This window comes from Arthrobacter sp. FW305-BF8 (genome assembly GCF_021789315.1).
Lineage (GTDB): Bacteria > Actinomycetota > Actinomycetes > Actinomycetales > Micrococcaceae > Arthrobacter.
On the sequence record NZ_CP084562.1, the window covers coordinates 110,083 to 131,097 of the forward strand.

Sequence of the window (21,015 nt, forward strand, 5' to 3'; positions counted from 1 at the left end):
ACCGGACCACCCCCGCGGGTGCCGCGCCGACTGCGGTTCCCAGGTGGACGCAGGAGCGGAAGCCGGGTCAGGGGCGGATCGAAGTGGCTGTGCCCGAGGACGTGCGCCAGGCTGTGCGGACACTGTCCCGCATGCTGGATGGGGAAGATCACTTCCGTCCCGGGCCCTCGTGGTCGCGGTGGAATGGTACGACAGTGGCCTTGCCTGATCTTGTCCTTCCATGAATGTCGGCAGCTGGGTTCTACATTCCCGGTGTACAAGAAGCTTCAAACCCCGGTCCCAAAACAAACTGCCATAATCACAGCGTCGCGCCGGTTATCGGCGGAAATGACAGGATTGGTCTCTACCGGGCTGCCGCCAGTTGGTAGGTGTAGAGCAGGGGCGCATCCACACTGGACGCACGTAATTCCAGTGGTCCCGGGTCGGTAACGCTGACCTTGGTTGTCTCCTTCGCGCCGTTGCAGGCTGCCCCCAGTTCCACCAGGTCGTTGCCGGCCGAGCGCACCGTCAGGAAGGCCTTGCCGACGCCTTCGCACACCAGCGTCAACATGTAGGTGCCTGCTTGCACGTCCTTCGTCTGAACCACCGGCTGCCTATTGAGGATTTTACCGGCGTCCGCCGCCACGATTCCCGAGCCAGCGGGAAGCGCGGTAGCCTGCCACGCGGGGACGTCAGCGTTGCCCACCGAGACCTGCCCGGCACAGCCGGAGACGGCCACCAGGGCAGCGGCGGCGGCCACACAGGAAAGGGCGCGCAGAAACTGAGAAGAAAGCTGGAGCATCCCCCTAATTTACCGGCGATCGGCTCCGGCACCCACCAAGCCGTTATTTGATCAGATAACAGCTGATGGCTCAATTTCCCGGTTTTTGGCCTTTTCAACAGTCCCGGGGTGACCGGTCCCGAAGCCCGTCATCATCCCGCAGCCCGTCTTTAAAGGGCGCCGAGGACGTAGATGACGAGGAATCCGAGGAAGAACGTCGCGCCCAGGAGCACCGTCTCTTCCTGCTCGTGTGCCTCGGTCAGCAGCTCCTCCACCGTCAAATACAACAGCGTAGCGGCACCAAAAGCCAATACCAGAGCCAGCACCTCGCCGCTGGCGCCACCTAGGAAGAAGGCGCCGCCGACCGCGCCGACTGCCGTCAGGAGCCCGAGTGCGCTGCTTATAGACCCAGCACGCACACCCGACAGACCCCTGCCCTTGAGCCCGACGGTCAGGGACAAAGCCAGAAAGAGGATTTCGATGGTGAGGGCGATCGTCAGGATCAGCGCCTGCCTGGCACCCAGAACCGTTCCCAACCCAACGAGCAGTCCGTCCAAAAGAAGATCGATTCCGACGGCCACGAGCAGGCCTGCAGGCAGGGAACCGGTCACCGGGGATGCCCTGTCTATTTTCCGACCGAGCGCGCCCAACGTGAGCATCACAGCCGTTCCTCCCGCGAAACCGGCAGTTGCGAACCCTAGATTTCCTTCGGCCCGTAAATCCGGCAGCACCTCCCCGGCCAACGCAGCCAGCACCACACCGGCAGCGAAATGCTGGATTGCACTGGAGAGTTTCAGGCCCGGCGGCCTGAACGCCGCAACGATTGAGCCCAGGACGGCCGCAGCGACAGGAAAACCAACCAGCAATAACGACTGGGTCACGAGATTCACACCGGCACCCCTTTCATCCCCGACTCCTACCCGACGAAGCGAACCTTTCCGATTCACCGGAACCGATCAAATCCCACAGGACTTCGTGCTCCCGCCACGCTATACAGGACCGCCCGGAGAAGAAAGAACCAGCCAGGCAGGTTTTCCCCATAGCCACGCCAAGGGCCTGGGCACCCACCCCCTGCATGACCGAGCAAGGGTAAATGCAGACTCCCACCAGTAGCCGTCAGGTTCAGACAGGCGGTTTAAGGCGGGCCGGATCAGACCCTGTCGCTCTCAGTCATCACCGCACCACCACCAAGGCCCTAGCCTTAGACGTGCACGACGGGTCAACAAAACCGCCCCGCGTCCCTGACACCGCCCCGGCGAGGGCCGACCATCGCCCGGGTCACAGCCGGTCCAATGAGGCAGAAATCTGCCCATCAGGCGCCTCGTTCCGCCGTGAACCACAGCCAGAACAACCGGCAGGGACGCTACTTTTAGCTGCGTCTGAACTGGTGTGATGCGCACGCCTTCAACAATGCCCGGCCTCCCGTTCCTGCAGGAGCATCAACCGCACTCTCGCCTTGGAGTTTCCCCTGCACATCACCAAGCCATCTGAGCGGCCCAAGCTGGAAAAATATGGGGGCGTCTCCCTTCTCTGGGGTCGCACGGCGAATCGACAAAAAGCTTAGCGTCACTTTTTCACAAGCCACCCCAACATTGCGCGTGACCGGCATGCCAGCGAGTCCATTCACCCAAGGACCGTGGCCGGCGGGCTCCTCACGCACGCAGAGCGCCTAGCGAAACCAGCTGCGCTAGAACGCGTCAGAAACCTCCGGGAGGATAACTCGTGGGTCTCCTTTCAGGAACATCCTGCGCGGAGACTGCCCATGGAGCCGCACACGACCGAGCCATCAGCGTCAGGTCAGGTGACACCTGATCCGGCGGCTTGGCTTGGTTCCCGGACTTCCACTTCCTGCCTCGGCTGCAGGCTCTCCCACCCAGGCCAACGGCTCAGCAGTATGATCGTTCGCATCCATGCACCCATACAATCAGAGAGACATGGGACGCCTCAGGTTCGCCTGCGACACCGGCATTTGCCTGCCCCCCCAACGGCCGTCCACGGCCAAGGGCGAATTGCGGATCGATTTCTGAATCTGACAAGAACCGCCACTCTGCGCACCGACATATTCGCTGCTGTCAACCAGCAGTCATATGCGGCCATGAGATTGGCCCTGGACCGGCCGCTGGCGAGTCGATCTGGGTAGAGCCCGCTAAGAGTGCCACTAACCGTTGACCTGCACCACCGTATTAGTTGACCGGAACGAAGGCTCTGGATCTGGTCGCTGGACATGTCGGCGTTGGGAGAACCATCGGGCGGCCGGACCCGATCTTCGGGCCTTTCACCCTTACCGCATGCCGCTTCGGATCCGGGCTTTAACACTCATGAAGGGTTGTTCGGGACAACGGTGCTGCTCCGTCGAGGTGCTGGATTCCGTCGGTGGTGATGAGGACTACGCGGGCTGTTGCGATGTCAAAGAACAGTCCCGTGGCTTGCAGTTGGCCTTTCGCCAGTGCGGGGCCAGCCAGGGGGTGGTCTTCAAGTTTTCGCAGCTGCACGGCCACGTTGACCATGCCCAGCTGGTCCAGCTGACTGTAGCCTGCCGCAGCAGCTGCGGCAGCCACGGGGTGCCCGTCCATCATCTCTTGATGACTCGGCCGGGCATGGTCGAGCCAGGTATTGAAGGCTTCGCCCAAGCCGGGTTCGTCCGGATTACCGCCGGATCCGGCGTTTGCGATGACGGCCTTCATGGCGCCGCAGTTTGAGTGGCCACAGATCACGATCGACTCCACGCGCAGCCCGGTCAGTGCGAAGGACAGGGCCGACTCAATGGAGGCATCCTCTCCGGCGTTGCACACGACGTTGCCGATGTTGCGCAGGGTCAGCAGGTCACCGGGGCCGCTGCTGGTAATCAGGTTGGGGTTGACCCGTGAGTCCACGCAGGCCACGAACAGGGTGTCGGGATTTTGACCCTCCGCGAGGTCCTGAATGAGCGGGAGTACCTTGTCCGCATGGCGGCGGTGGTATTTGTCGACGCCCAGAAGGATGGAGCGCAGACGGAGTCGCTCGACGTCGTCAATGCCGTCAGGCTGCCGGCTTGCCCTGGGCTGCAGCGGAAGTTCCAGTGCCTCCTGGCGTTGGGGGGTGTTGTCGACTGCATCCTGGAATGCCGTGTTTCCATGCTCTTCGATGAGGACGGATCCTCCGGTCGCGGTGTGCTGCTTCTTCCAGGCGACCAGGGCCTCGTGAAAGGCATGATCCACATAGTCCGCGCTGAGCTCTACCAGTACGTCCGCGCTTTCGGGAACCGAGTGCAGCACCCTGTTCAGCCGGGGCAGCGCGAAGAAACTGCAGGAACCGGCGATGCTGACGCGCCAGAGGCCGTCCGGGCCGGAGGGTGAGGGCAGCGCCTGGATCGACGCGCGAAGCACACGCCACAACACAAACACGGCAGCCACTGCCAGGCCGATCATGACGCCTTCCAGGAGGTTGAGGATGATCACACACAGGAGCGTCACGGAGTAGACCATTATCTCTCCGGTGCGCAGGCTGGTCCTGATGTCCGCGATCTTGACCAGGCGGGTGCCGATCACGATCAGCAGCCCGGCCAGCACAGTCAGCGGGATCAGCTGGATCAGCCCGGCGAACAGGGCAGAGAACACCAGCACCCAGACACCGTGGAGCACCGCCGACTTCCGGGTCCGGGCGCCGGCCTCCACGTTGGTGGCGCTTCGCACGATCACTCCGGTCACCGGGAGCCCGCCAAGCAACCCGGAAATAAGGTTCGCCGAGCCCTGACCCATCAGTTCGCGGTTCAGGTTCGTGCGGGGACCGGTGTGCATCTTGTCCACCGCCACCGCTGACAGGAGCGATTCGATGCTGGCGATCAGCGCCACCGAAACGACCGCCATGGCAGCTGTGGCCCAGCTCCCGCCGGGCATCTGGGGCAACGCCACGGCATCGAACACCGATCCGGAAAGAGTGATCCGCTCAACCCCTGGAGCGACCGCAATAGAGACAGCCGTGCCGGCCACGACGGCGACCAAGGGCCCGGGCACCTTCCGGATTGCTGACGGCAGGTGCCTCCATGCCACGAGCAGCCCGATGACCAGCAGGCCCAGCAGTGCAGAGTGCAGTTCCACCCTGGTGATCGCTTCGGGAAGCCGGGCAAGGTTTTCCAGCGGTGAGCCGGCAGGCTTTGAACCGAGCAGGACTTGGAGTTGCTGCAGGACAATGGTGACTCCGATGCCGGCGAGCATTGCACGGACCACTACCGGGGAGACCGCCAGCGCAACCCGCCCCGCCCGGCTGAGACCCAGCAGTAGCTGCACGATGCCGGCCGCGGCCGTGATCGCGCACGTCGCCGCCCAGCCGAACTCGTCAACGAGCCCGGCCACGACGACCGTCAGGCCTGCCGCCGGCCCGCTCACCTGAAGGGGAGAGCCTCCCAGAGCGCCGGCCACGATGCCGCCAACCGCGGCTGCGATCAGGCCCGCCATGACAGGTGCGCCGGAAGCCGCGGCGATACCGAGCGACAGCGGCAGGGCAACCAGGAACACCACCAGCGAAGCCGGAGCATCAGCCCGGAGGCCATCCAGGAATGCCCTGCCCCGGGGCGGACCGGCGGGCCCGGGCGGAGCTGCCGGACCATGCGCTGCGGGGGACGGGGCGAGGGTAGTTGACTTCTCAGTCGGTTGGGCCATGATTTCCTTCTACGGAGGCAGTGGTCCCTTGCAACGTATAACGGCAAGGTAACAACGGGATGTCCGGGACCTGAGTGTTTCCTGTGACCAGCGGGGCCCCTGTGATTATTCGCGCGCCGAGCACCGCCATCGCAGAAGGAACGCGAGGGTGGGGGCGAATGTTGGGAATGAAGTTGCCATGGCGGCGGGACTCAAATGCCGCAGGGGTCCCTGGCCAGAAAGGCCTTCCCCCCCCGCCCTCTCGCATTCCAGCGTCAAAGTGTACGTACCTGCCGCACGGCCGGCCCACGGGCCGCACGCCAAGGATCCTGCCGTCGGCCCGAGCGGGCATCCTGTCCGTTCCCGGAGTGCCGTTGCCTGCCAGGAGAGTGTCCGCCGTCTCCACCGATGGCTGCGGCGCGCGGCCGGAACGGCTGCTATGACTAACGATGGGTGGCCCCCAACGGGTTATGGCAGCCCGGGGCTCCGAGGCAGGTCCCGGCGCCCCACCAGCACGGCTGCCCCTCCCGTTATCAGGCTCAGTAGGAGAAGCACCCAGCCCGCAACAGTGAGGATGGACGCGAGAGTCACTGTGCCGGTGTCGGGGGTTGACGGGGTCAGTGCCGCGTCAACGGCGAAGTTTGCCCCTAGCCGGATGAGGACGAACAGCATCGGAGGCGCCCACAACGCCCACCGCAGGGTCTTGACGGGCACCCGTGTGCCGATCAGCAGGAGCCAGCTGAAGCCGAAAATCAGTGGAAACAGGGTCCCGGCGGTCTTGTGGATGTAGCTGAGCTGGCCGCGGGCGTCGTCGTCCATGACGGCGCGCAGCTGTCCAACGTACTCGGTGGAGAAACCACCCATGAGGGAATCGGGCATCGCCAGCCCGCCGGACAGTTGGGTCATTTGATTCAGTGTGAGCAGGTGGAGGTACCAGAACAGGAAAAGGCTGGCCACGACGCCGGCAATGACGATCAGGTTGCTGTTGCCCTCCGCCTTCTGCGGTGACCGGGTGGTCGTGGGTTTCATGATCGCCGGTGGCAGCTGCTGGTCTGGTAGCGCCGCTTTGCTGCCGTGCTTTTTGATGCGCTGGGCGCGTGTCTTGGCCATTGCCTCATTATCCCGCTACGGCTTGATCCATTAGGCCAAACAACCTGATCGAACAGCCAGAAACCACTGCCCCCCGGGTGCGGACGCATCAACCTCACCGTCGCCTTCGCCTCGCCCCCTGCCAACCGGTCATCGCCGTCATCGATGTGCATGACGGGTTCGGGCCGTGCCCTCAGCAGGGAGGCTCCTGAATCGAACTGCCCAATGCGTCCAGCAAGCATGAACCGGGACGGGTGAAAAGGACCGGGAGATCCTTCCACTCCATGCCGAAGTTCCGCCCGACGTGCGTTCTGCACTTGTGGTCAGATTGTCAAGGTTCATCCAGGACTTTGCCGCTACCTCCGGATGAGTGGGCCAGATCCGGCGCGCCTCGCATATTTCGGGTTATCTCTCCCCGGAACGGTGGGGCCCGCATCTCCATCCCCTTCTGGTTGACCGGACGGCCCGGGTGCGGAACCTGAGCGCCGGCGGGCAGCGACGACCCTAGCGATAATGCAAAGGGTTAATGCTGCAACAGACCAGATCGTCATGGCCGCCGGACTCTCCCAAGGAGCGCCGTAAAAAGGCGCGGCGCCCGGGTCGTTCCCGGAGATGTTCGCCCCGAGGTCCCGGATTCCGGACCGCCATCCATGGACCGCATACAGGACGGCGGCGCCGGCCAGTGCAAGGTTGGCGGACGAGTGCTTTCCGCTGCCGGCGCCTGCCCCCAAGAGGGCCGACGTGAACAGGCATCCTGACAGCAGGGCGATCCCGGCGGCAGCCGCATAGGCGATTTGTCCGCTGGCTGACCATTCCAGCAGGGGCGTGGAGTAGAGGACGAACAGTGCAACAGCCAGCGCGCAGGCGGCGCCGATCGGGTCCGAGGCTGGCGCGATGACCAGGCGCTGGACGGTGCCGTTCAAAAATTCCCTCACGCCTATGCTGCCGTCTGTTCTGCTCCTGATGGTCAGCCGTGCCAGGGTCAGCGGACACGCCACGACGAGCAGCAGCGGGACGAGGGCGGACAGCGTCATCTGGGCCAGAACCTGGGAGTTGAAAAAAGATTCCTGAGAGATCCGCAGACCGCCGTTGGTCACTGCGAAGAGGAGAGCCACTCCGGCTATCCAGGAAACCGTGCGGTGCAGCGGCCAACGCCTGCGATCTGTCCGAAGCCGTCGGATACCGGCCAGATAGAAAAAGGCAGCGAAGCCGCATGCCAGCGCCCAGAGAGGATCCACCGACAACCGTGACAGGTATTCCCAGAAGCCGGGCCCCGGAAGCGGCGTCCCCGTCGCGCCCGCCCCGGCCGGAGTTTCGGTCCGGGCCAGGGCTGCAGCCAGGCCGGAGGCAGCCCCCATGACGGCGAGCTCCGTTATGGCCAGGACCGTGAAGCTCCGCCGCGCGTGCGGATCCCGGTCGAGCCTGGCCAGGACACGGCGGCGGTGAAGTGCACCGAAAAGCCCCAGGATCAGGAAGGCCCCCGTCTTCACGGCGACGATGACCCCGTAGGGGCTGAGCACATCGGCCGGGGTGTTGATCTGCGCCAGGGCGGCCAGCACACCGGACCCTGCCAGGCTGATGAAACACACCAGAGCCAGCGTCGAGTACCGCCGTACGGCCGTTGCGAGCCGGGTTCCGGGCAGCAGGGGGCGCAGGAGCACCAGGGCCACAAGCCCGCCTACCCACACAGCCGCCGCCCAGGAGTGCACAACAACCCCTGCGGTAGTGTCAGCGTGGCCGCCCCCGCCAGCCGCATGCGACTTCAGCACGAGCGGCACGAGCCCCGAAAACGCCAGCAGCACCGTGCCGGCGAGAGCTCCCGGACTGACCAGCCGGAAACAGCACCACGCAACTGCGGCTGCCGCCGCGGCGGTGAGAATCCCTGCCCGGCCGGCATCAATGGTGGTCAGGTACACGATGAAAGCCGCATCGAAACCTGCCGAGACCGGCCGGTTTGCGATGAACAGAAAGTTTGCACCGGTGTAGACGAAAGCGCTGGCGGACCAGAGGACCGCGGACCAGCCGGCGAGCCGCAGTGCCGCTTTGCGGGCCGGCTCCCGGGCAGGCAAGGCGAACGCGGCCAACACGAGGGGACCCACTGTGCACGCGGCGGCGACATTCAGGACGAGCTTGGTCGCCGGCAGGCCCCACCGCACCACCGGGCCAGTCAGATCCACCGCGCCCGCGTCGGCGCCGCCACCGTACCTGTATGCCCATACCAGTGCCAGCACTCCGGCGATAAGCAGTACCGCGGCCGAGCCGAACCGCATCACGATCGACATGACGTCCTCCTCCGGCACCGCTGCTGCCGGACAGGCGTGCCGTTGCGTGAGGGGGATCGGCGCCGGTGCTGGTCCAAGACTGGCGGCCACGCCTTGGAAAATCCTTGCATGGTGGCCCCCGCAGGACCGCCCCCGCAGATCTGCAGGTTTCCCCAAGGTTCCGTTGGGAGCGTGGGGTGTGTGAGGGAGCACCAGGAGGGCGCAACCAGCCCGACACTGCCGCTCCCGCGAAACCAGCATGAAGCAGACCGGGAAGGCCAGAGCATCATGACGGCCGGCGCTGGAACGGGAGATCAGCACCGTGCGGCAGCGGCTGCCCGCGGTTCGACACGCAGGCAGCCGCTCTCCACACCGGGCCTGGTCCTCACCGGCGTGCTGTGCGGTGCCGTTGGCCTTGCAAGCGGGCATTTCTTCACGATCATGCAGATTGTTACCTTACCTACCTCATTTTGCTGGCCCTCGTACGGACGGCGCGCACAGGGTCCGCCAGCAGGGTCTCACTGACGGCCGCCGCGGGTGCAGCGTGGATCGCGGCAACGGTTGCCTACTGGGTGAGCGTCCTCGCTCACGCCGATGGGCGCTCATCATCGGCCTCATTTGCCACGGTCCTGTTCTACCTGGGATTCATCGCGCTCATCGGCCTTGGCGGGATGCTCGCTTCTCGCCGAATGGTTGGGAAGCGGTGGCTCGCGTCCCTCTGCGGGGGTGCGTGGGCAGCCTCTACAACGATGTTCTGGTTGAGCATCCTCTCCCCGTCCCTCCCTGAATTCTCCGCCGCGCTGTTCGATCTCGGCATCACGGCGCTGGTTGTTCTGGCAGCCTCTGGCGTGGACCCGCATCGCCGGGCCCATCCAGGAAGGCGCGCGGGGATTTAACTGATCTGCATTTACGCGGGCTCCGCTATCCGTGCTCCCGCATCGGAATGGCGTTAGTCAACAGCCGCGCCCGGGAGGCGCTTCTGCAAAAGGGGAAGCGCCCGGGCTTGTCGGCCGGCGCAGAAACGGGCGTTACCCTAATGTGACATGGCCGTGGATACACGCTATCGTGTAGCGCGTGCCTGTGCTCTCCGATAGCGGGCACTCCCGTGCAGATTGCCTAACTCTGCCGCTGCCCGGGATTCGTTCGCATACATCGTCCGGCAGAGACGGGGAAACCACTATGCGGCCTGCTCGCTAAGCAGGCCTTGGGGTGAAGCCGCGCGCCACCTCCGCACTCATGCGGGGTGTTCGTGCGGCCGGGTGTCTCCCATCCGAATCCGACAGCTAACCCCGCAGGCTCTGGGAGAGGCCTTTGTCATGTCTTCACGTCAAGCTGTCGCGCGCCATCGCGCAACCCCCACACGGACCAGCCGGCTCGCCGCCATCTCATCCGCAGTCTCGACCAACACGGGCACCATGGGACGCCAGGCGGCCGTGATCGCCGCGGCGTCCGGCCTCGTGCTGACCAGCGGTATTGCTGCCAACGCCGCGGCCGCCCCGGCTCAGCCGGAAGCGGTGCCGGCCGCGGCTCCGGAAGCGGCCGCCCCGGCTTCCGGAGCAGTCAGCGCAGGCTCGAATGTCCGGATCTCCTTCGAGCGCCCGGCCGTCAGCTCCACGCCTGCCCCCGTTGTTGACCAGGCCCCTGAGGCTGCCCCGGCCGTTGAGCCTCAGGCGGCTGCGGTTGAGCCTGCCGCTGCGCCCGTCCAGGTTCAGCCCGCAGCTGCAGCCCAGGCGCCGGCACAGCCTGTAGTGTCCGTGCAGGCCAAGGCCGCGCCGGCCCCTGCCCCCGCGGCGGCGGGCGTCAACGCGGCGATGGTATCTGCTGCCTATGCGCAGCTGGGCATCACCCAGGACTGCACAGCCATGGTCGAAAAAGCTCTGGGAGCAGCCGGCATCCCCGTCGGTGACCTTGCCCCGATGCAGTTCATGAACTACGGCAGCGTCGTCGGCACCCCTCAGCCCGGGGACATGGTGGTCCAGCCCGGACACGTGGGTATCTACGTGGGCGGCGGGAAGGTCCTCAGCGGGGGCATGAACGGTGTCAACGAGACCATTGTTCATCCATTGTCCTGGCTGACCGCGACCGGCCCGGTCACGTTCGTCCGCCCGGGCGCGTAGAGCGCCCGATACTGTGGGCCGGTGAGCCGCTGCCTTGGGGGCTGCGGCTCACCGGCCCTCAGCCTGTTCTGGTCCGGGATCTGGTGCCTGCCCACCCGACCGTTCCGCAGCGCAGAACGGCCCCACACCCCTTGCCGGGACGTTAGGACAAGAAGTGCCAGTTGAATCCCCAGGCCGCCCGCAGTCACACCCGGTGGCGGCCCCCGCCGCGGCCAGGATGCCGCTGGGTGCCCGCCGTCTGATCCTCCTCGGCGGCCTCGCCATCCCGGTCGGGCTTGTCGGGGGGCCGTACCTGCTGGGCGCGCAGCTGCTGGCGGCGGCCGGCGTTGTGCTGATCGCCGTGGCGTTCTCCTACCGTGCCACCGGGCCGTGGTTCTCCAAACTGTCCTGGGCGGCAGCGGCTGCCGGGACCCTCTGGATTGCCTGTTCTGCCGGCTACTGGGCGTCGCTGATCACGGCGGCTGACTCATCAGCTCCGCTGCCCTGGTTCACCCCCGTGCTGTTCAACGCCGGCGTCGCCTGTTTCATCGTGATGGCCTGCGCCTCGGTCGGGGGCGTTGTTCTCAGAACAGTCCGCGGCCGCCGGGGCCAGGCCGCCGTCACCGGACGGCCCTGACGGAAGCGGCCGGTCCCGCTTCAACGGGACCGGCCGCTTCCCGGATCAGACGCTGTCGTTCCGGTGACGCCTGCGGAAGAAAACGGTTGCGCCAATCGCGAGGGCCAGAAGCGCCCCCGCGATGGCCAGTGTCAGCGGGGCATTGCTGTTATCCGGCGGCGCCACCCGCTCAGGGGTGGTGGCGCCTGCTGTCGGGGCCGCAGTCTCCGTGGCCGGAGATGGTGCGGCTGAAGCCGCTGGCGCCGTGGCCACGGAAGCGGGGGGCTTCACCGTGAAGGAGAATGTTCCTTCGATCGGGTGACCGTCGGAGGACACGGCCCGCCACAGGACGGTATGCTTCCCGGGGCTCCCGGTGGCAACAGCGGTCGATAACCTGGGCCCATCCACGGTCACCTTCCCGTTGCTGACCGTTTTTCCGCCGCCGTCTTTGACCGTGATGACACTAAGGCTCAGGCTCTCGGAATTAATGGGAGGTTCCGACAGCGTCAGGGACACCGTTGCGGGCGCCGCGGTGATTACCGAATCCTGCGCCGGCGCAGTCGATGACAGGCTATCGTGCGCCATGGCCGGCGCAGCCACAACAGACGCGGACACCAGGGTGGCCAGCGCAGCGGCCAGCCGGAGAAGCGCCCGAAAACCTGGACTGGGATGTTGTTTCATCAGTTTTGATCTTCCATTGGTGACAGGGAGCGGGGAGGCCTGGATGCCCTTGGCCCGGTTTCCACCCGGCTCTGGCTTGGAACAGGCCAGTATCCCCTATTTGGCGGCGTCCGCGAGCAACTGGCGGAACTGTTCTTCGGTGTCCAGGGTGAGTTTTTCGCCGTTGAGGAAGAACGTCGGCGTCCCGGAAACACCGAGTGCCTTGCCGTCGGCGATGTCTTTGCGGATCCGGTCCTTCGTTGCCTCGTCGGCGACGGCAGCGTCGTACTTGGCCAGGTCCAGGCCGAGTTCCTGCGCGAAAGAACGGAACAGGGCGGCCTGGGAGTCCTGTTTTTCGCCCCACTGCGGCTGGGTGTTGAACAGTTTAGCGACCATTTGCTCGTACTTGCCCTGCTGGGCGGCGGCTTCCGCGGCGAGGGCGGCGGTGCCGGAATTGCGGTGGGAGGGGATGGGGAAGTAACGGTGGACGAAGGTGATCCGGTCCCCGTATTCCTTTTTCAGCTTTTCGACGAGGGGGTAGGCCGCCCGGCAGGACTCGCATTCGAAGTCCAGGAACTCCACGAGCTGTGCTTTCTCTGTCGCCGGTGTGGTGATCGCGTGGCTGTCCTCGCGGACGAGCTGGGCGTCGGCGGCCGGCGCCGCGGCGGTGGGGGCGGGTTTGGTGGCCGTGACGACGGCGTACCCGATCACTCCGGCGACGGCGATGAAGGCGAGCAGTGTCCACAGCACGAGGCGGACTTTCCTGGCCGTGCCGGCAGGTTTCCGGGGATCTGGGGGTGTGGGGGCGGTCGGTGCTGGTGTCATCAGTGGGGCATGCTTTCCTGGTCTCGGTGGGCGGCGGGTTCGATCTGGAAGGTGGAATGTTCGACGCTGACGTCGAAGTCTTCGGCGACGCAGCGCTGCAGGTCCGCGAGGATGGACGCGGCGTGTCCGTCACGCATGCAGTGATCCTGGACGGTGACGTGGGCCGAGAGGACCGGGGTTCCGGAACCGACGAGGGAGGCGTGCAGGTCGTGGACGTCGATCACATGGGGCAGGGCCAGGATGTGTTCACGGACCCTGGCCAGGTCCAGGCCGCGGGGCACGTTTTCCATCAGCACATCGGTGGTCTCGCGCAGCAGCTTCAGGGTGCGGGGAATGATCAAAGCGCCGATCAGCAGGGACACGACGGCGTCTGCCCGGGTCCAGCCGGTGAGGGCGATGATGACCGCGGCGGCGATCACGGCGACCGAGCCGAGGGCATCGTTGAGGACCTCGAGGAACGCCGCCCTCATGTTGAAGTTATGGTGCCGGCCCGAAGCGAGCACGATCAGGCCGATGGCGTTGCCGGCCAGGCCGATAATGCCGAACCACAGCATCGTGGATCCGCCCACCTCCGGGGGCTCGAAGAGCCGGCGGATGCCTTCGACGATGACGAAGCCGCCCACGCCCAGCAGCAGGGCCGCCTGCCCGGCGGCGGCGACGATCTCGGCCCGCCTGTATCCCCAGGTGCGCTTCAGCGTGGCCGGTTTCAGCGCCAGCGACGCGGCGATCAGTGCGATCAGCAGCCCGGCCGAGTCGGTGAACATGTGCCCGGCGTCCGCCAGCAGCGCCAGGCTGCCGGTGAGCACGGAGCCGATGATCTCGGCGACCATCACCGCGAACGTGATCGAAAAGACGATGATCAGCTTGCCACGGTTGCCGGCAGCGTCGCCGCCGTGGGAGTGGTCGTGTCCGCTCATGGGCGCGCCTCCGAGGTATAGGTAGTAGCAGTGCTTGGATGGGTCGGGGTCCGGTGGCTCGTTCCGGGCAGCCCGGCAGGCATTGCACGAACCGGTGGTGGCTGCCTCAGGATCTCCGGGGGCAGGCGGAGCGGCCGGACGGCTGCGCCGGCCGGGGAGGCGTGGGGCAGGAAGCGTTCGGTCCTGGAGTTCTCAGCCATTGCCGTTCCGTCCCGGCGGGGGGCTGTCACGGTGTCCGAGCCGGGCGAGCATGGCGTTGTAGGCGTCCAGGTCAGCGTCGTTGTTCCGGTCTGCCGCGCGGTCGAGCCTGCGGGTTTCACGCGCGTCCGAGCGGGACCACATGACCGCAACTCCGATGGCGAGCAGAAGCGTGGGGACCTCTCCGATTCCCCACGTGATTGCCCCGGCTTTTTGCTGGTCTTCCAGTGCAGGCAATCCCCAGTCCCGGCCCAGGGCAGTGAACCAGTCGGGCTGGATCAGGGTTGTCGATCCCATCAACGTCACACCGAAGAAGGCGTGGAAGGCCATGGTGGCCAGCAGCAGCAGCAGCCGCAGCGGGAACGGCGCCCGGCGCGGCGCCGGGTCCGTTCCGATCATGGACAGGACGAACAGGTACCCGGTGATCACAAAGTGCACCGTCATCAGTTCATGCCCGGCATGCTCGCGCAGGGCAAAGCCGAAGGCGTCGGAGTAGTAGAAGAGGATGATGGACCCGGCGAAGTTTGCCGCAACGAACAGCGGATGTGTCACCACCGCAGCCGCCCGGGAGTGGACCAGGATCAGGAGCCATTCCCGGGGACCCCTGGATCCGTCATGGCGTGGCCGCAGTGTCCTGAGCGCCAGCGTCACCGGGGCGCCGAGCACGAGGAAGACGGGGGCAATCATCGTCAGGGCCATATGGTCGAGCATGTGCGCGCTGAACAGCACGCGGCCGTAGACCGAGGGCCCGCCGGAGGTGAAGAAGACCAGGGCGGCCAGTCCGATGAACCACATGATCACCCTCAGCCACGGCCAGGTGTCCCCGCGCCGCCTCAGGCGTATGGCCGCGCGGAGGTAGAGGTACGCCGCGGCAAGGGCGATGGCGATCCACAGCCAGTCAGGACGCCACACCGTAAACCAGGTCTGCGCGGTGAGCTCGGGCGGCAGGGGATAGCCGGTGAGGATTTCAGCCGGTGTCAGGGCCGGCCTGACCTCTTGCCCGCCGGGGGGAGGTGTTCGGCTCAGGGCTGCGGCGAGACCGCTGGCCGCGGCCATGATCAGCAGTTCAGCCACGATGAACCGCCACAGCAGCCACCGCCCGGGCGTTCCATGCTTTGTTGTGGCGCCAAGTGCAGGAATGAGTTTTCTGCGGTGCAGCAGCCCGATGCCGCCCAGGACCAGCGCCGCGGCGGTTTTGGCCCCGAGCAGCACGCCGTAGGGGGATGCCAGCGCTGCGGGGGATTCGAGCCGGATAGCCGCGTTGATGACCCCGGAGCCGACGACCAGGATGAAGGCAAAGCCGGCCAACGTGGAGAACCGCCGCAGGACATCGGCGGTGTCCTTGCCAAGGGAGGTTCCCGCGACCGTCAGGGCGATAATCCCGCCGACCCACAGGCAGACCCCGAGCAGGTGCAGGGCCAGGGAGTTGATGGCCTGTTCGTGATCGTTGCCGCCGGCGGCGTGCCCGATCAGGACGACCGGGAGCAGCCCTGCCAGGGACAGCAGTGCGGTGGCTGCCAGCCCCGCAGCTGACCTGACGGAGAAGGCCAGCGTCGCCACCAGTGCAGAGACGATAACCACTGCCAGCCACGCCCTGCCGGAGGGCAGGTCGGTCATGTAAAACGTAAGCTGGGTTGTGAACTCCGGGCTGCCGCTGACGGGGATGCCGGCGATGTCGGCGAAACTGAAGACCAGAACGGCTGTGGCTGCAGCAGTCCACAGGACGGCCGAGACCGCGGCCAGGGCCATGATCCTCGTGAACGCCGGGTGCTCGTTCCCGGCAACGACAGGCACCGCGGCGCCCGAAGGACTGCGTCGGCGGCGCTGACTGCTGGGCGGGACGATGAACGCCGCGAAAACGAGCGCTCCAATGGTTGCCGCGGCTGAAAGGTTTTGGAGAATCTGGGCCACCCCGTAACCCCAGCGCACCACTGCTCCGGGATCCCGGACTTCGGCTTCCAGGGTTCCCTGGCCGAAGGCGGTAGCGGCCAGGACCACGGTGAGCGCGACCGCCACGGCCACGGCCAGCCACCGGGTTCTGGGCAATACTGCCGCGTTCCCAGTGGCAGCGGGGGCTTTGAGAGCCACAGTCAGTCCTTCGCGACGGCCGGGACCTGGTCCAGGAGTTAGTGCCGGGCAGGCCGCGCCGTCTAAACCGGCACCTCCCTAGATTATCTGTAGAGTTGTTCAGACGACAATCGGTGCCGGAGCCCACAGGTTGCGGCCTAGTAGGTACCCGGGCGGGACGGCAGCGAAGTAAATGCGAAGCATTAGCAGGTGAAGGTAGCCTTTATGAATGAGCGGAATCACACAGGCTCCGGTGACCATGGCGGGCCCGCAAAGCGAGTGCAGCGTGCGGCTGGTCGACGCGGACAGGGTTGCGTCGGTCAAATCACGGATGCCGGCGAACGGGGAGGTAGCGGACCTTGCGGTCGTTTTCGGGCTGCTCTCGGATCCGGGCCGGGTCCGGATTCTCATTGCCCTGCTCGAAGGCGAGATGTGCGTCTGCGACCTGGCGGCCACGACGGGCCTCAGCGAATCGGCCGTCTCCCATGCGCTGCGGCTGCTGCGGGGCCCCCGGGTGGTGGCGGTGCGCCGCGCCGGCCGGATGGCCTACTACTCTCTGGCGGACGCGCATGTCAGGATGCTGCTGGATCTGGGACTGACCCACGTCGGTCATACCGGCCAGGAGCGGCTACAAATCGCCGGCACCCGATAGCAGCCGACCCCGCCCGTCGCCGCAATCGAAGAGCGGGGTCAGGTCGTGTCTGATTCCGGGATCACCGGGCCGGTCTGGCTCCCGTCCCTGCCCCCTTCACTGGCGGAATACCTTGCCCCGAACCTGCAGCCCGTGCCCCTCATCCCTGTCCTCATGGCTCTGGCAGCGCTCTGTTATCTGGCCGGAGCGGCGAAAATGTGGCGGAGCGGGCGGGGCTGGCCCGTTGTGCGCACGCTCTCGTTCCTGGCCGGGTGTCTGGCGGTCATCGTCGTCATGGGGGCCGGCATTGAGGGCTATGGGCTGAAGATGTTCTCGATTTTCATGTTCCAGCAGCTGACCTTGATGATGGCGGTGCCGCCGCTGCTGGTCATCGGCTCGCCCGGAACCCTGCTGCTGCGGGCCACCCCGCACCACCGCATCGGCCGGCCGGTCCTGAGGGCCGCGATCTGGGGCCTTCGCTCCCGCTGGGGACGGCTGGCGATCCACCCGGCTTTCATGGTTCCGCTGTTCCTGCTCAGCTTCTACGGCGTGTACTTCTCGGGGCTGGCCGACCTGCTGCTGCCGAACTGGTACGGCCATGTCGGGCTGGAGCTGCTGTTCCTGCTGGCCGGTATCCTGTTCACCGTTCCGCTGATTTCCGCTGACCCGCTGCCGGCCCGGCAGACGCATTTCGGCAGGCTGGTGGACATCTTTGCCGAAATGCCGCTGCACGCGTTTTTCGGTGTGGTGATCATGATGGCGACCGCCCCCATGGTCTCCTTCTTCGCCACCCCGCCAGCGGCCTGGAATGTTGATCCGATGCAGGACCAGGGCGTGGCCGGCGGCCTGGCCTGGTCCTATGGGGAGCTGCCGGGGGTGCTGTTGCTGATGTTCATCCTGGTCCGCTGGCAGCGCGATGAGGCCCGCGGCTGGGTGCGGGCCGACCGCGCGGCCGCTCAGGCGGGCACGCCGGAACTCGATGCATACAATGATTACCTTCAGCGCCTCGCCGACCGGCCCGAGCGGCCGCGTAGCGGGGTTTGAGCGGCCGGATCAGGCCGTTGCTGCTGAAGTGATCAGCGCCTTGAGCATGCTCTTGCGCGAGATCCCCAGAGAATCCGTGCGCTGACCCTGCCCTGGGGATCCAGGACGAGCGTGGCCGGCACCGCCCGGGGCGGGACGTACTGGGTCGTGGCCAGCAGAACGACGCTGTAGCTGTCATCAAAGCCGGGATGATTAAGGACCGCAACCTTGCCTGCCCAGTCAGCGGAGGACCCGTTTCGCCGCTGGACAGCCGCCCCCTCACGGAGACCGCGGGGCCGCGGTTCGCCGGAGGGTATTCGTTGACCGACCCGTCCCCGGCGATGTAGTTCTTGTTGTCCCCGGTACACGCCTGCGCCGCCAGCCCGCCCTCTTCCCCGCATCCTGCCAGAACCAGTGCCGCGGCGCCGAGCCCGGGGAAGGTCCGGCGGCGCGGGGCGCCCTGCGGGCCAGCGTGGATGAACATATTCACAGACGTGATGAAAGGGCGAGAGGGCCCCGGAGCCCAAACAGCCGCAAGGCGCCTGTCGGGGGGAATCAGGCGAATTGTCCCCGCGGCACTGTTCCGGCTACTGTCTGATTCAGCAAGTGGTGTACTGAACCTCCCGGGCAGGCCCTGCCGAACGGTATCGGGCCGGCCTGCCTGAATCACGGGCAGCCGCTGGTCCTGGCACCGGCCTGGGCCGGTGCCAGCCGGGAAGCATTCACCAGGCAACGGCGAGCACCCCTGGTCCACCAAGGACCTGTTGTTTGTGAAGTAGCGGAAAGGACCCTGTGCGACCATCATCCCGCCACCTGCGCTGTGATGAGCTGGCCAATGGCTGCCGGTGAACCCGCCAGATGGATGCCGGTATGGATCCTCAAATGACGCCGGCCAAGGGGAGCACCGCCCCCTCGGGTCCGGACGCCCCCGCCCGGGCCAGGACGCGGTGGGTGGTCTTCGCCGCCGTGGTCCTGCTCACTGCGCTCGTGTCCTTCGGCCTCGGCCGGCTGCCTGCGGAACGGGAATCCGTCTCAGATACAGGACCGGATGCGGGATTCTCCCGTGACATGCAGGCCCACCACGCCCAGGCCGTGGAAATGGCCCTCATCATCCGGGACAAATCCGCGAATGCAGAGATCCGGGCGATTGCCTACGACATCGCCACAACCCAGCAGCATCAGAACGGCCAGATGTTCGCCTGGCTCCGGGACTGGGGCCTGCCCCAGGCCAGGTCTCAGGAGCCGATGGCATGGATGGGGCCGGGAACAGCCGGGCACGGCACCACGCTTTCACCCGGAGGCCGGAACAAGGAGGCAGCGCGCCTCATGGAGGGCATGGCCACGCCGGCCCAGATGCAGGGCCTGCGCGCATCCGCCGGAGCCGCGGCGGACAGGCTCTTCACGGACCTCATGATCCGCCACCACCAAGGCGGTGTCGCCATGGCAACGGCCGCGACCCGTTTGGCCCAGACGGCAAAAGTGAAGAATTTGGCAGCCGGAATCGTTAAAGCCCAGACAGCAGAAATCAACGCCCTCGAAGAGCTGCGCGGCAGACTCTGACCCCCTCCCAAGAAAGCGACAAACAGTGCCCTCCCCCAGGAAAACCCCCGAGGAACGCAAAGCCATCCTCCAGGCGATGAAGGCTAAACAGCGCGCAGCAGACAGGCGGAAAGCCTGGCTGATTTACGGGTCCGGGGCAGCCCTGGTCCTCTCCCTCGTGGCGGCGGTGGCGTTCGTCGTCGTCGGTGAGGTGCAGCAGCGCGAGCAGGCCAGGGCCGAAGCGGCCCGGCCCGTGGAGGGTGAGCAGGATTTCCCGGACCAGTCCAGGAACCATACGGGTGAGGAGGTCAGCTACCCCCGCACCCCTGCCACTGGCGGGGATCATGCCCCGGTGTGGACGAACTGCGGCATCTACACGGCCCCGGTCAAGCAGACGCGGGCCGTGCATTCACTTGAACACGGCGCCGTGTGGCTCTCCTACCGGCCCGACCTGCCCAAGGGCGACATTGATCAGCTGACAGCCCTGGCTGGCGGGCAGGAGTACCTCCTGCTCAGCCCCGTCAAAGACCAGTCCTCGCCCGTCGTGGCCACGGCCTGGGGAAAGCAGCTCGCCGTGAACAGCAGCGGTGACGGCCGGCTCCCGGCCTTCATCAAAAAATACGTGCAGGGCCCGCAAACCCCAGAGCCCGGCGCCGCCTGCACCGGGGGCGTCCCGGGCTAGAACGGCGGGCAGCCGCTGCGCGCGCTGTACCGGCAGGGGTGCGCTAAACCCGGGTGATGAAGGTGCCTGCCAGGTTCTGGATCCGGTAGATCCACCGGACCCCGCTGCGGGAAACCATCAGAATGCCCAGCACCATGAGCATGAGCCCGCCACCGATGTTCACGGCGCGGATGTGCCTGCGGACGACGGCCAGGCCAGCGCGAAAAACGAGACAGCGCTGATCCGCAGATCAGCGCTCGGTGTTCGAACCTTTTAGGCGAACTGCCATGACAGGGCAACTGCCGAGGCCACCTCGATGACCGAATCCGGCCCGAAACCGGTCAGAGCAGATGCATCGGCCACTCCGCCCGCCGTAGTGCGGCCGCCGCTTCAGTGACGTTATAGGTGCTCCGTCGCGGCCGCTAAAAGCCCGATGCGCCGGCGGAGGACCTCGAGGCGGGAGCGGCAGAATTCAAGGCCTGCCACGCTCATGCCAGGCACCGCCCGTCCGGAGCACAGCAGGCCGGATCCACAGCGAGCACAACACCGATCAGGTCCGTAATGGCAGAGCCCAGCCGCCCGTCCACGAGCTCGTAACGGTTACGCCGCCCATCCGGGACGGCCACCACCAGCCCGCAGCCGCGCAGGCACGTGAGGTGGTTGGACATGTTCTGCCGGGACACTCCCCATGCGTCGGCAAGGTCGGAGGGGTATGCCGGCGCCGCGGCCAGGGCCAGCAGTATCCTCGCCCGGGTGGGGTCCGAAATCGCATGGCCGAACCGCGCCAGCACCGGTGCCTGCGCCAGCACGGGCGCATGGGGGAGGGTTTCCATCCCTCCACGGTACACATCCCACCGTGTATTGAGGGCAAAAGGAGACTTCCCTCCTCGCTTGGCGAATCACTGCGGCGCCGTGCGGACCAGAGGCGCGGCGATCAGAGGCCGAGCCGGTCCAGAAGAGCATCCTCCTCATCGTCACGGCTGCTGCGCCTGGGTTGCCCCGGCGCCCGGCCCGGGGAGACGCCACTGGACAGGCCCCTTTCCTCCCGCCCGATTC

Annotated in this window: 16 protein-coding genes and 1 riboswitch; of the genes, 6 read left to right on the top strand and 10 right to left on the bottom strand. The window is 66.3% G+C overall.

The annotated features are described in order from the left end of the window. Positions 1-343: 343 nt before the first annotated feature. The 5 genes from LFT45_RS22820 to LFT45_RS22840 all read right to left on the bottom strand — a co-directional run bounded on the left by LFT45_RS22820 (position 344) and on the right by LFT45_RS22840 (position 8,747). On the bottom strand, positions 344-781 hold the full coding sequence (locus LFT45_RS22820) for a hypothetical protein (protein WP_236809698.1): 438 nt from the start codon (positions 779-781) through the stop codon (positions 344-346). Between the two features lie 149 nt (positions 782-930). Continuing rightward, positions 931-1,650, bottom strand: a complete 720-nt coding sequence (locus tag LFT45_RS22825) for a ZIP family metal transporter (protein ID WP_236809699.1) — start codon at positions 1,648-1,650, stop codon at positions 931-933. 1,419 nt (positions 1,651-3,069) lie between these two features. After that, positions 3,070-5,397: a SulP family inorganic anion transporter gene (locus LFT45_RS22830; RefSeq protein ID WP_236809700.1), complete on the bottom strand. Its 2,328-nt coding sequence runs from the start codon at positions 5,395-5,397 to the stop codon at positions 3,070-3,072. Between the two features lie 447 nt (positions 5,398-5,844). Next, on the bottom strand, positions 5,845-6,486 hold the full coding sequence (locus tag LFT45_RS22835; RefSeq protein ID WP_236809702.1) for a hypothetical protein: 642 nt from the start codon (positions 6,484-6,486) through the stop codon (positions 5,845-5,847). Positions 6,487-6,821: 335 nt separating this feature from the next. After that, positions 6,822-8,747: a cytochrome c oxidase assembly protein gene (locus tag LFT45_RS22840; protein ID WP_236809704.1), complete on the bottom strand. Its 1,926-nt coding sequence runs from the start codon at positions 8,745-8,747 to the stop codon at positions 6,822-6,824. A 1,113-nt stretch (positions 8,748-9,860) separates the two neighbouring features. Next, positions 9,861-10,038: riboswitch (cyclic di-AMP (ydaO/yuaA leader) on the top strand. 4 nt (positions 10,039-10,042) lie between these two features. Between LFT45_RS22840 and LFT45_RS22845 the strand changes: the two genes are divergently transcribed. Next, positions 10,043-10,843, top strand: coding sequence for an NlpC/P60 family protein (locus LFT45_RS22845; RefSeq protein ID WP_236809706.1), 801 nt, complete (start codon positions 10,043-10,045; stop codon positions 10,841-10,843). A gap of 154 nt (positions 10,844-10,997) precedes the next feature. Further along, positions 10,998-11,459 (top strand): hypothetical protein, encoded by a 462-nt coding sequence (locus tag LFT45_RS22850; protein WP_236809707.1) that lies wholly within the window; start codon positions 10,998-11,000, stop codon positions 11,457-11,459. Positions 11,460-11,504: 45 nt separating this feature from the next. Here LFT45_RS22850 and LFT45_RS22855 read toward each other — a convergent pair whose 3' ends face one another. The 4 genes from LFT45_RS22855 to LFT45_RS22870 form a co-directional block, all read right to left on the bottom strand. Continuing rightward, positions 11,505-12,119, bottom strand: a complete 615-nt coding sequence (locus tag LFT45_RS22855; RefSeq protein ID WP_236809708.1) for a copper resistance CopC family protein — start codon at positions 12,117-12,119, stop codon at positions 11,505-11,507. A gap of 96 nt (positions 12,120-12,215) precedes the next feature. Further along, positions 12,216-12,923: a DsbA family protein gene (locus LFT45_RS22860; RefSeq protein WP_236809709.1), complete on the bottom strand. Its 708-nt coding sequence runs from the start codon at positions 12,921-12,923 to the stop codon at positions 12,216-12,218. After that, on the bottom strand, positions 12,923-13,840 hold the full coding sequence (locus tag LFT45_RS22865) for a cation diffusion facilitator family transporter (RefSeq protein WP_236809710.1): 918 nt from the start codon (positions 13,838-13,840) through the stop codon (positions 12,923-12,925). Before LFT45_RS22865 ends, LFT45_RS22860 begins: the two co-directional genes overlap by 1 nt. A gap of 192 nt (positions 13,841-14,032) precedes the next feature. Next, positions 14,033-16,126 carry a cytochrome c oxidase assembly protein gene (locus LFT45_RS22870; protein ID WP_236809711.1) on the bottom strand — a complete coding sequence of 698 codons (2,094 nt, stop codon included), beginning with the start codon at positions 16,124-16,126 and terminating at the stop codon, positions 14,033-14,035. A gap of 208 nt (positions 16,127-16,334) precedes the next feature. Between LFT45_RS22870 and LFT45_RS22875 the strand changes: the two genes are divergently transcribed. The 4 genes from LFT45_RS22875 to LFT45_RS22895 all read left to right on the top strand — a co-directional run bounded on the left by LFT45_RS22875 (position 16,335) and on the right by LFT45_RS22895 (position 19,980). After that, positions 16,335-16,757, top strand: a complete 423-nt coding sequence (locus tag LFT45_RS22875) for an ArsR/SmtB family transcription factor (protein ID WP_272912850.1) — start codon at positions 16,335-16,337, stop codon at positions 16,755-16,757. A gap of 45 nt (positions 16,758-16,802) precedes the next feature. Continuing rightward, on the top strand, positions 16,803-17,780 hold the full coding sequence (locus LFT45_RS22880; protein WP_236809712.1) for a cytochrome c oxidase assembly protein: 978 nt from the start codon (positions 16,803-16,805) through the stop codon (positions 17,778-17,780). A gap of 849 nt (positions 17,781-18,629) precedes the next feature. Next, complete coding sequence (locus LFT45_RS22890; protein WP_236809714.1) at positions 18,630-19,319, top strand: DUF305 domain-containing protein; 690 nt, start codon at positions 18,630-18,632, stop codon at positions 19,317-19,319. A 76-nt stretch (positions 19,320-19,395) separates the two neighbouring features. Next, on the top strand, positions 19,396-19,980 hold the full coding sequence (locus LFT45_RS22895) for a DUF3105 domain-containing protein (RefSeq protein ID WP_236809716.1): 585 nt from the start codon (positions 19,396-19,398) through the stop codon (positions 19,978-19,980). A gap of 467 nt (positions 19,981-20,447) precedes the next feature. Here LFT45_RS22895 and LFT45_RS22905 read toward each other — a convergent pair whose 3' ends face one another. Further along, a complete protein-coding gene (locus LFT45_RS22905) occupies positions 20,448-20,792 on the bottom strand; it encodes an ArsR/SmtB family transcription factor (protein ID WP_236809720.1) in 345 nt (114 codons plus the stop codon). Positions 20,793-21,015: the final 223 nt, after the last annotated feature.

Excerpts from the sequence above, each read along its gene's own strand:
- LFT45_RS22820 (WP_236809698.1), bottom strand. The coding sequence starts at position 781 with ATGCTCCAGCTTTCTTCTCAGTTTCTGCGCGCCCTTTCCTGTGTGGCC.
- LFT45_RS22830 (WP_236809700.1), bottom strand. The coding sequence starts at position 5,397 with ATGGCCCAACCGACTGAGAAGTCAACTACCCTCGCCCCGTCCCCCGCA.
- LFT45_RS22835 (WP_236809702.1), bottom strand. The coding sequence starts at position 6,486 with ATGGCCAAGACACGCGCCCAGCGCATCAAAAAGCACGGCAGCAAAGCG.
- LFT45_RS22840 (WP_236809704.1), bottom strand. The coding sequence starts at position 8,747 with ATGTCGATCGTGATGCGGTTCGGCTCGGCCGCGGTACTGCTTATCGCC.
- LFT45_RS22845 (WP_236809706.1), top strand. The coding sequence starts at position 10,043 with ATGTCTTCACGTCAAGCTGTCGCGCGCCATCGCGCAACCCCCACACGG.
- LFT45_RS22855 (WP_236809708.1), bottom strand. The coding sequence starts at position 12,119 with ATGAAACAACATCCCAGTCCAGGTTTTCGGGCGCTTCTCCGGCTGGCC.
- LFT45_RS22860 (WP_236809709.1), bottom strand. The coding sequence starts at position 12,923 with ATGACACCAGCACCGACCGCCCCCACACCCCCAGATCCCCGGAAACCT.
- LFT45_RS22865 (WP_236809710.1), bottom strand. The coding sequence starts at position 13,840 with ATGAGCGGACACGACCACTCCCACGGCGGCGACGCTGCCGGCAACCGT.
- LFT45_RS22875 (WP_272912850.1), top strand. The coding sequence starts at position 16,335 with ATGAGCGGAATCACACAGGCTCCGGTGACCATGGCGGGCCCGCAAAGC.
- LFT45_RS22890 (WP_236809714.1), top strand. The coding sequence starts at position 18,630 with ATGGATCCTCAAATGACGCCGGCCAAGGGGAGCACCGCCCCCTCGGGT.
- LFT45_RS22895 (WP_236809716.1), top strand. The coding sequence starts at position 19,396 with ATGAAGGCTAAACAGCGCGCAGCAGACAGGCGGAAAGCCTGGCTGATT.
- LFT45_RS22905 (WP_236809720.1), bottom strand. The coding sequence starts at position 20,792 with ATGGAAACCCTCCCCCATGCGCCCGTGCTGGCGCAGGCACCGGTGCTG.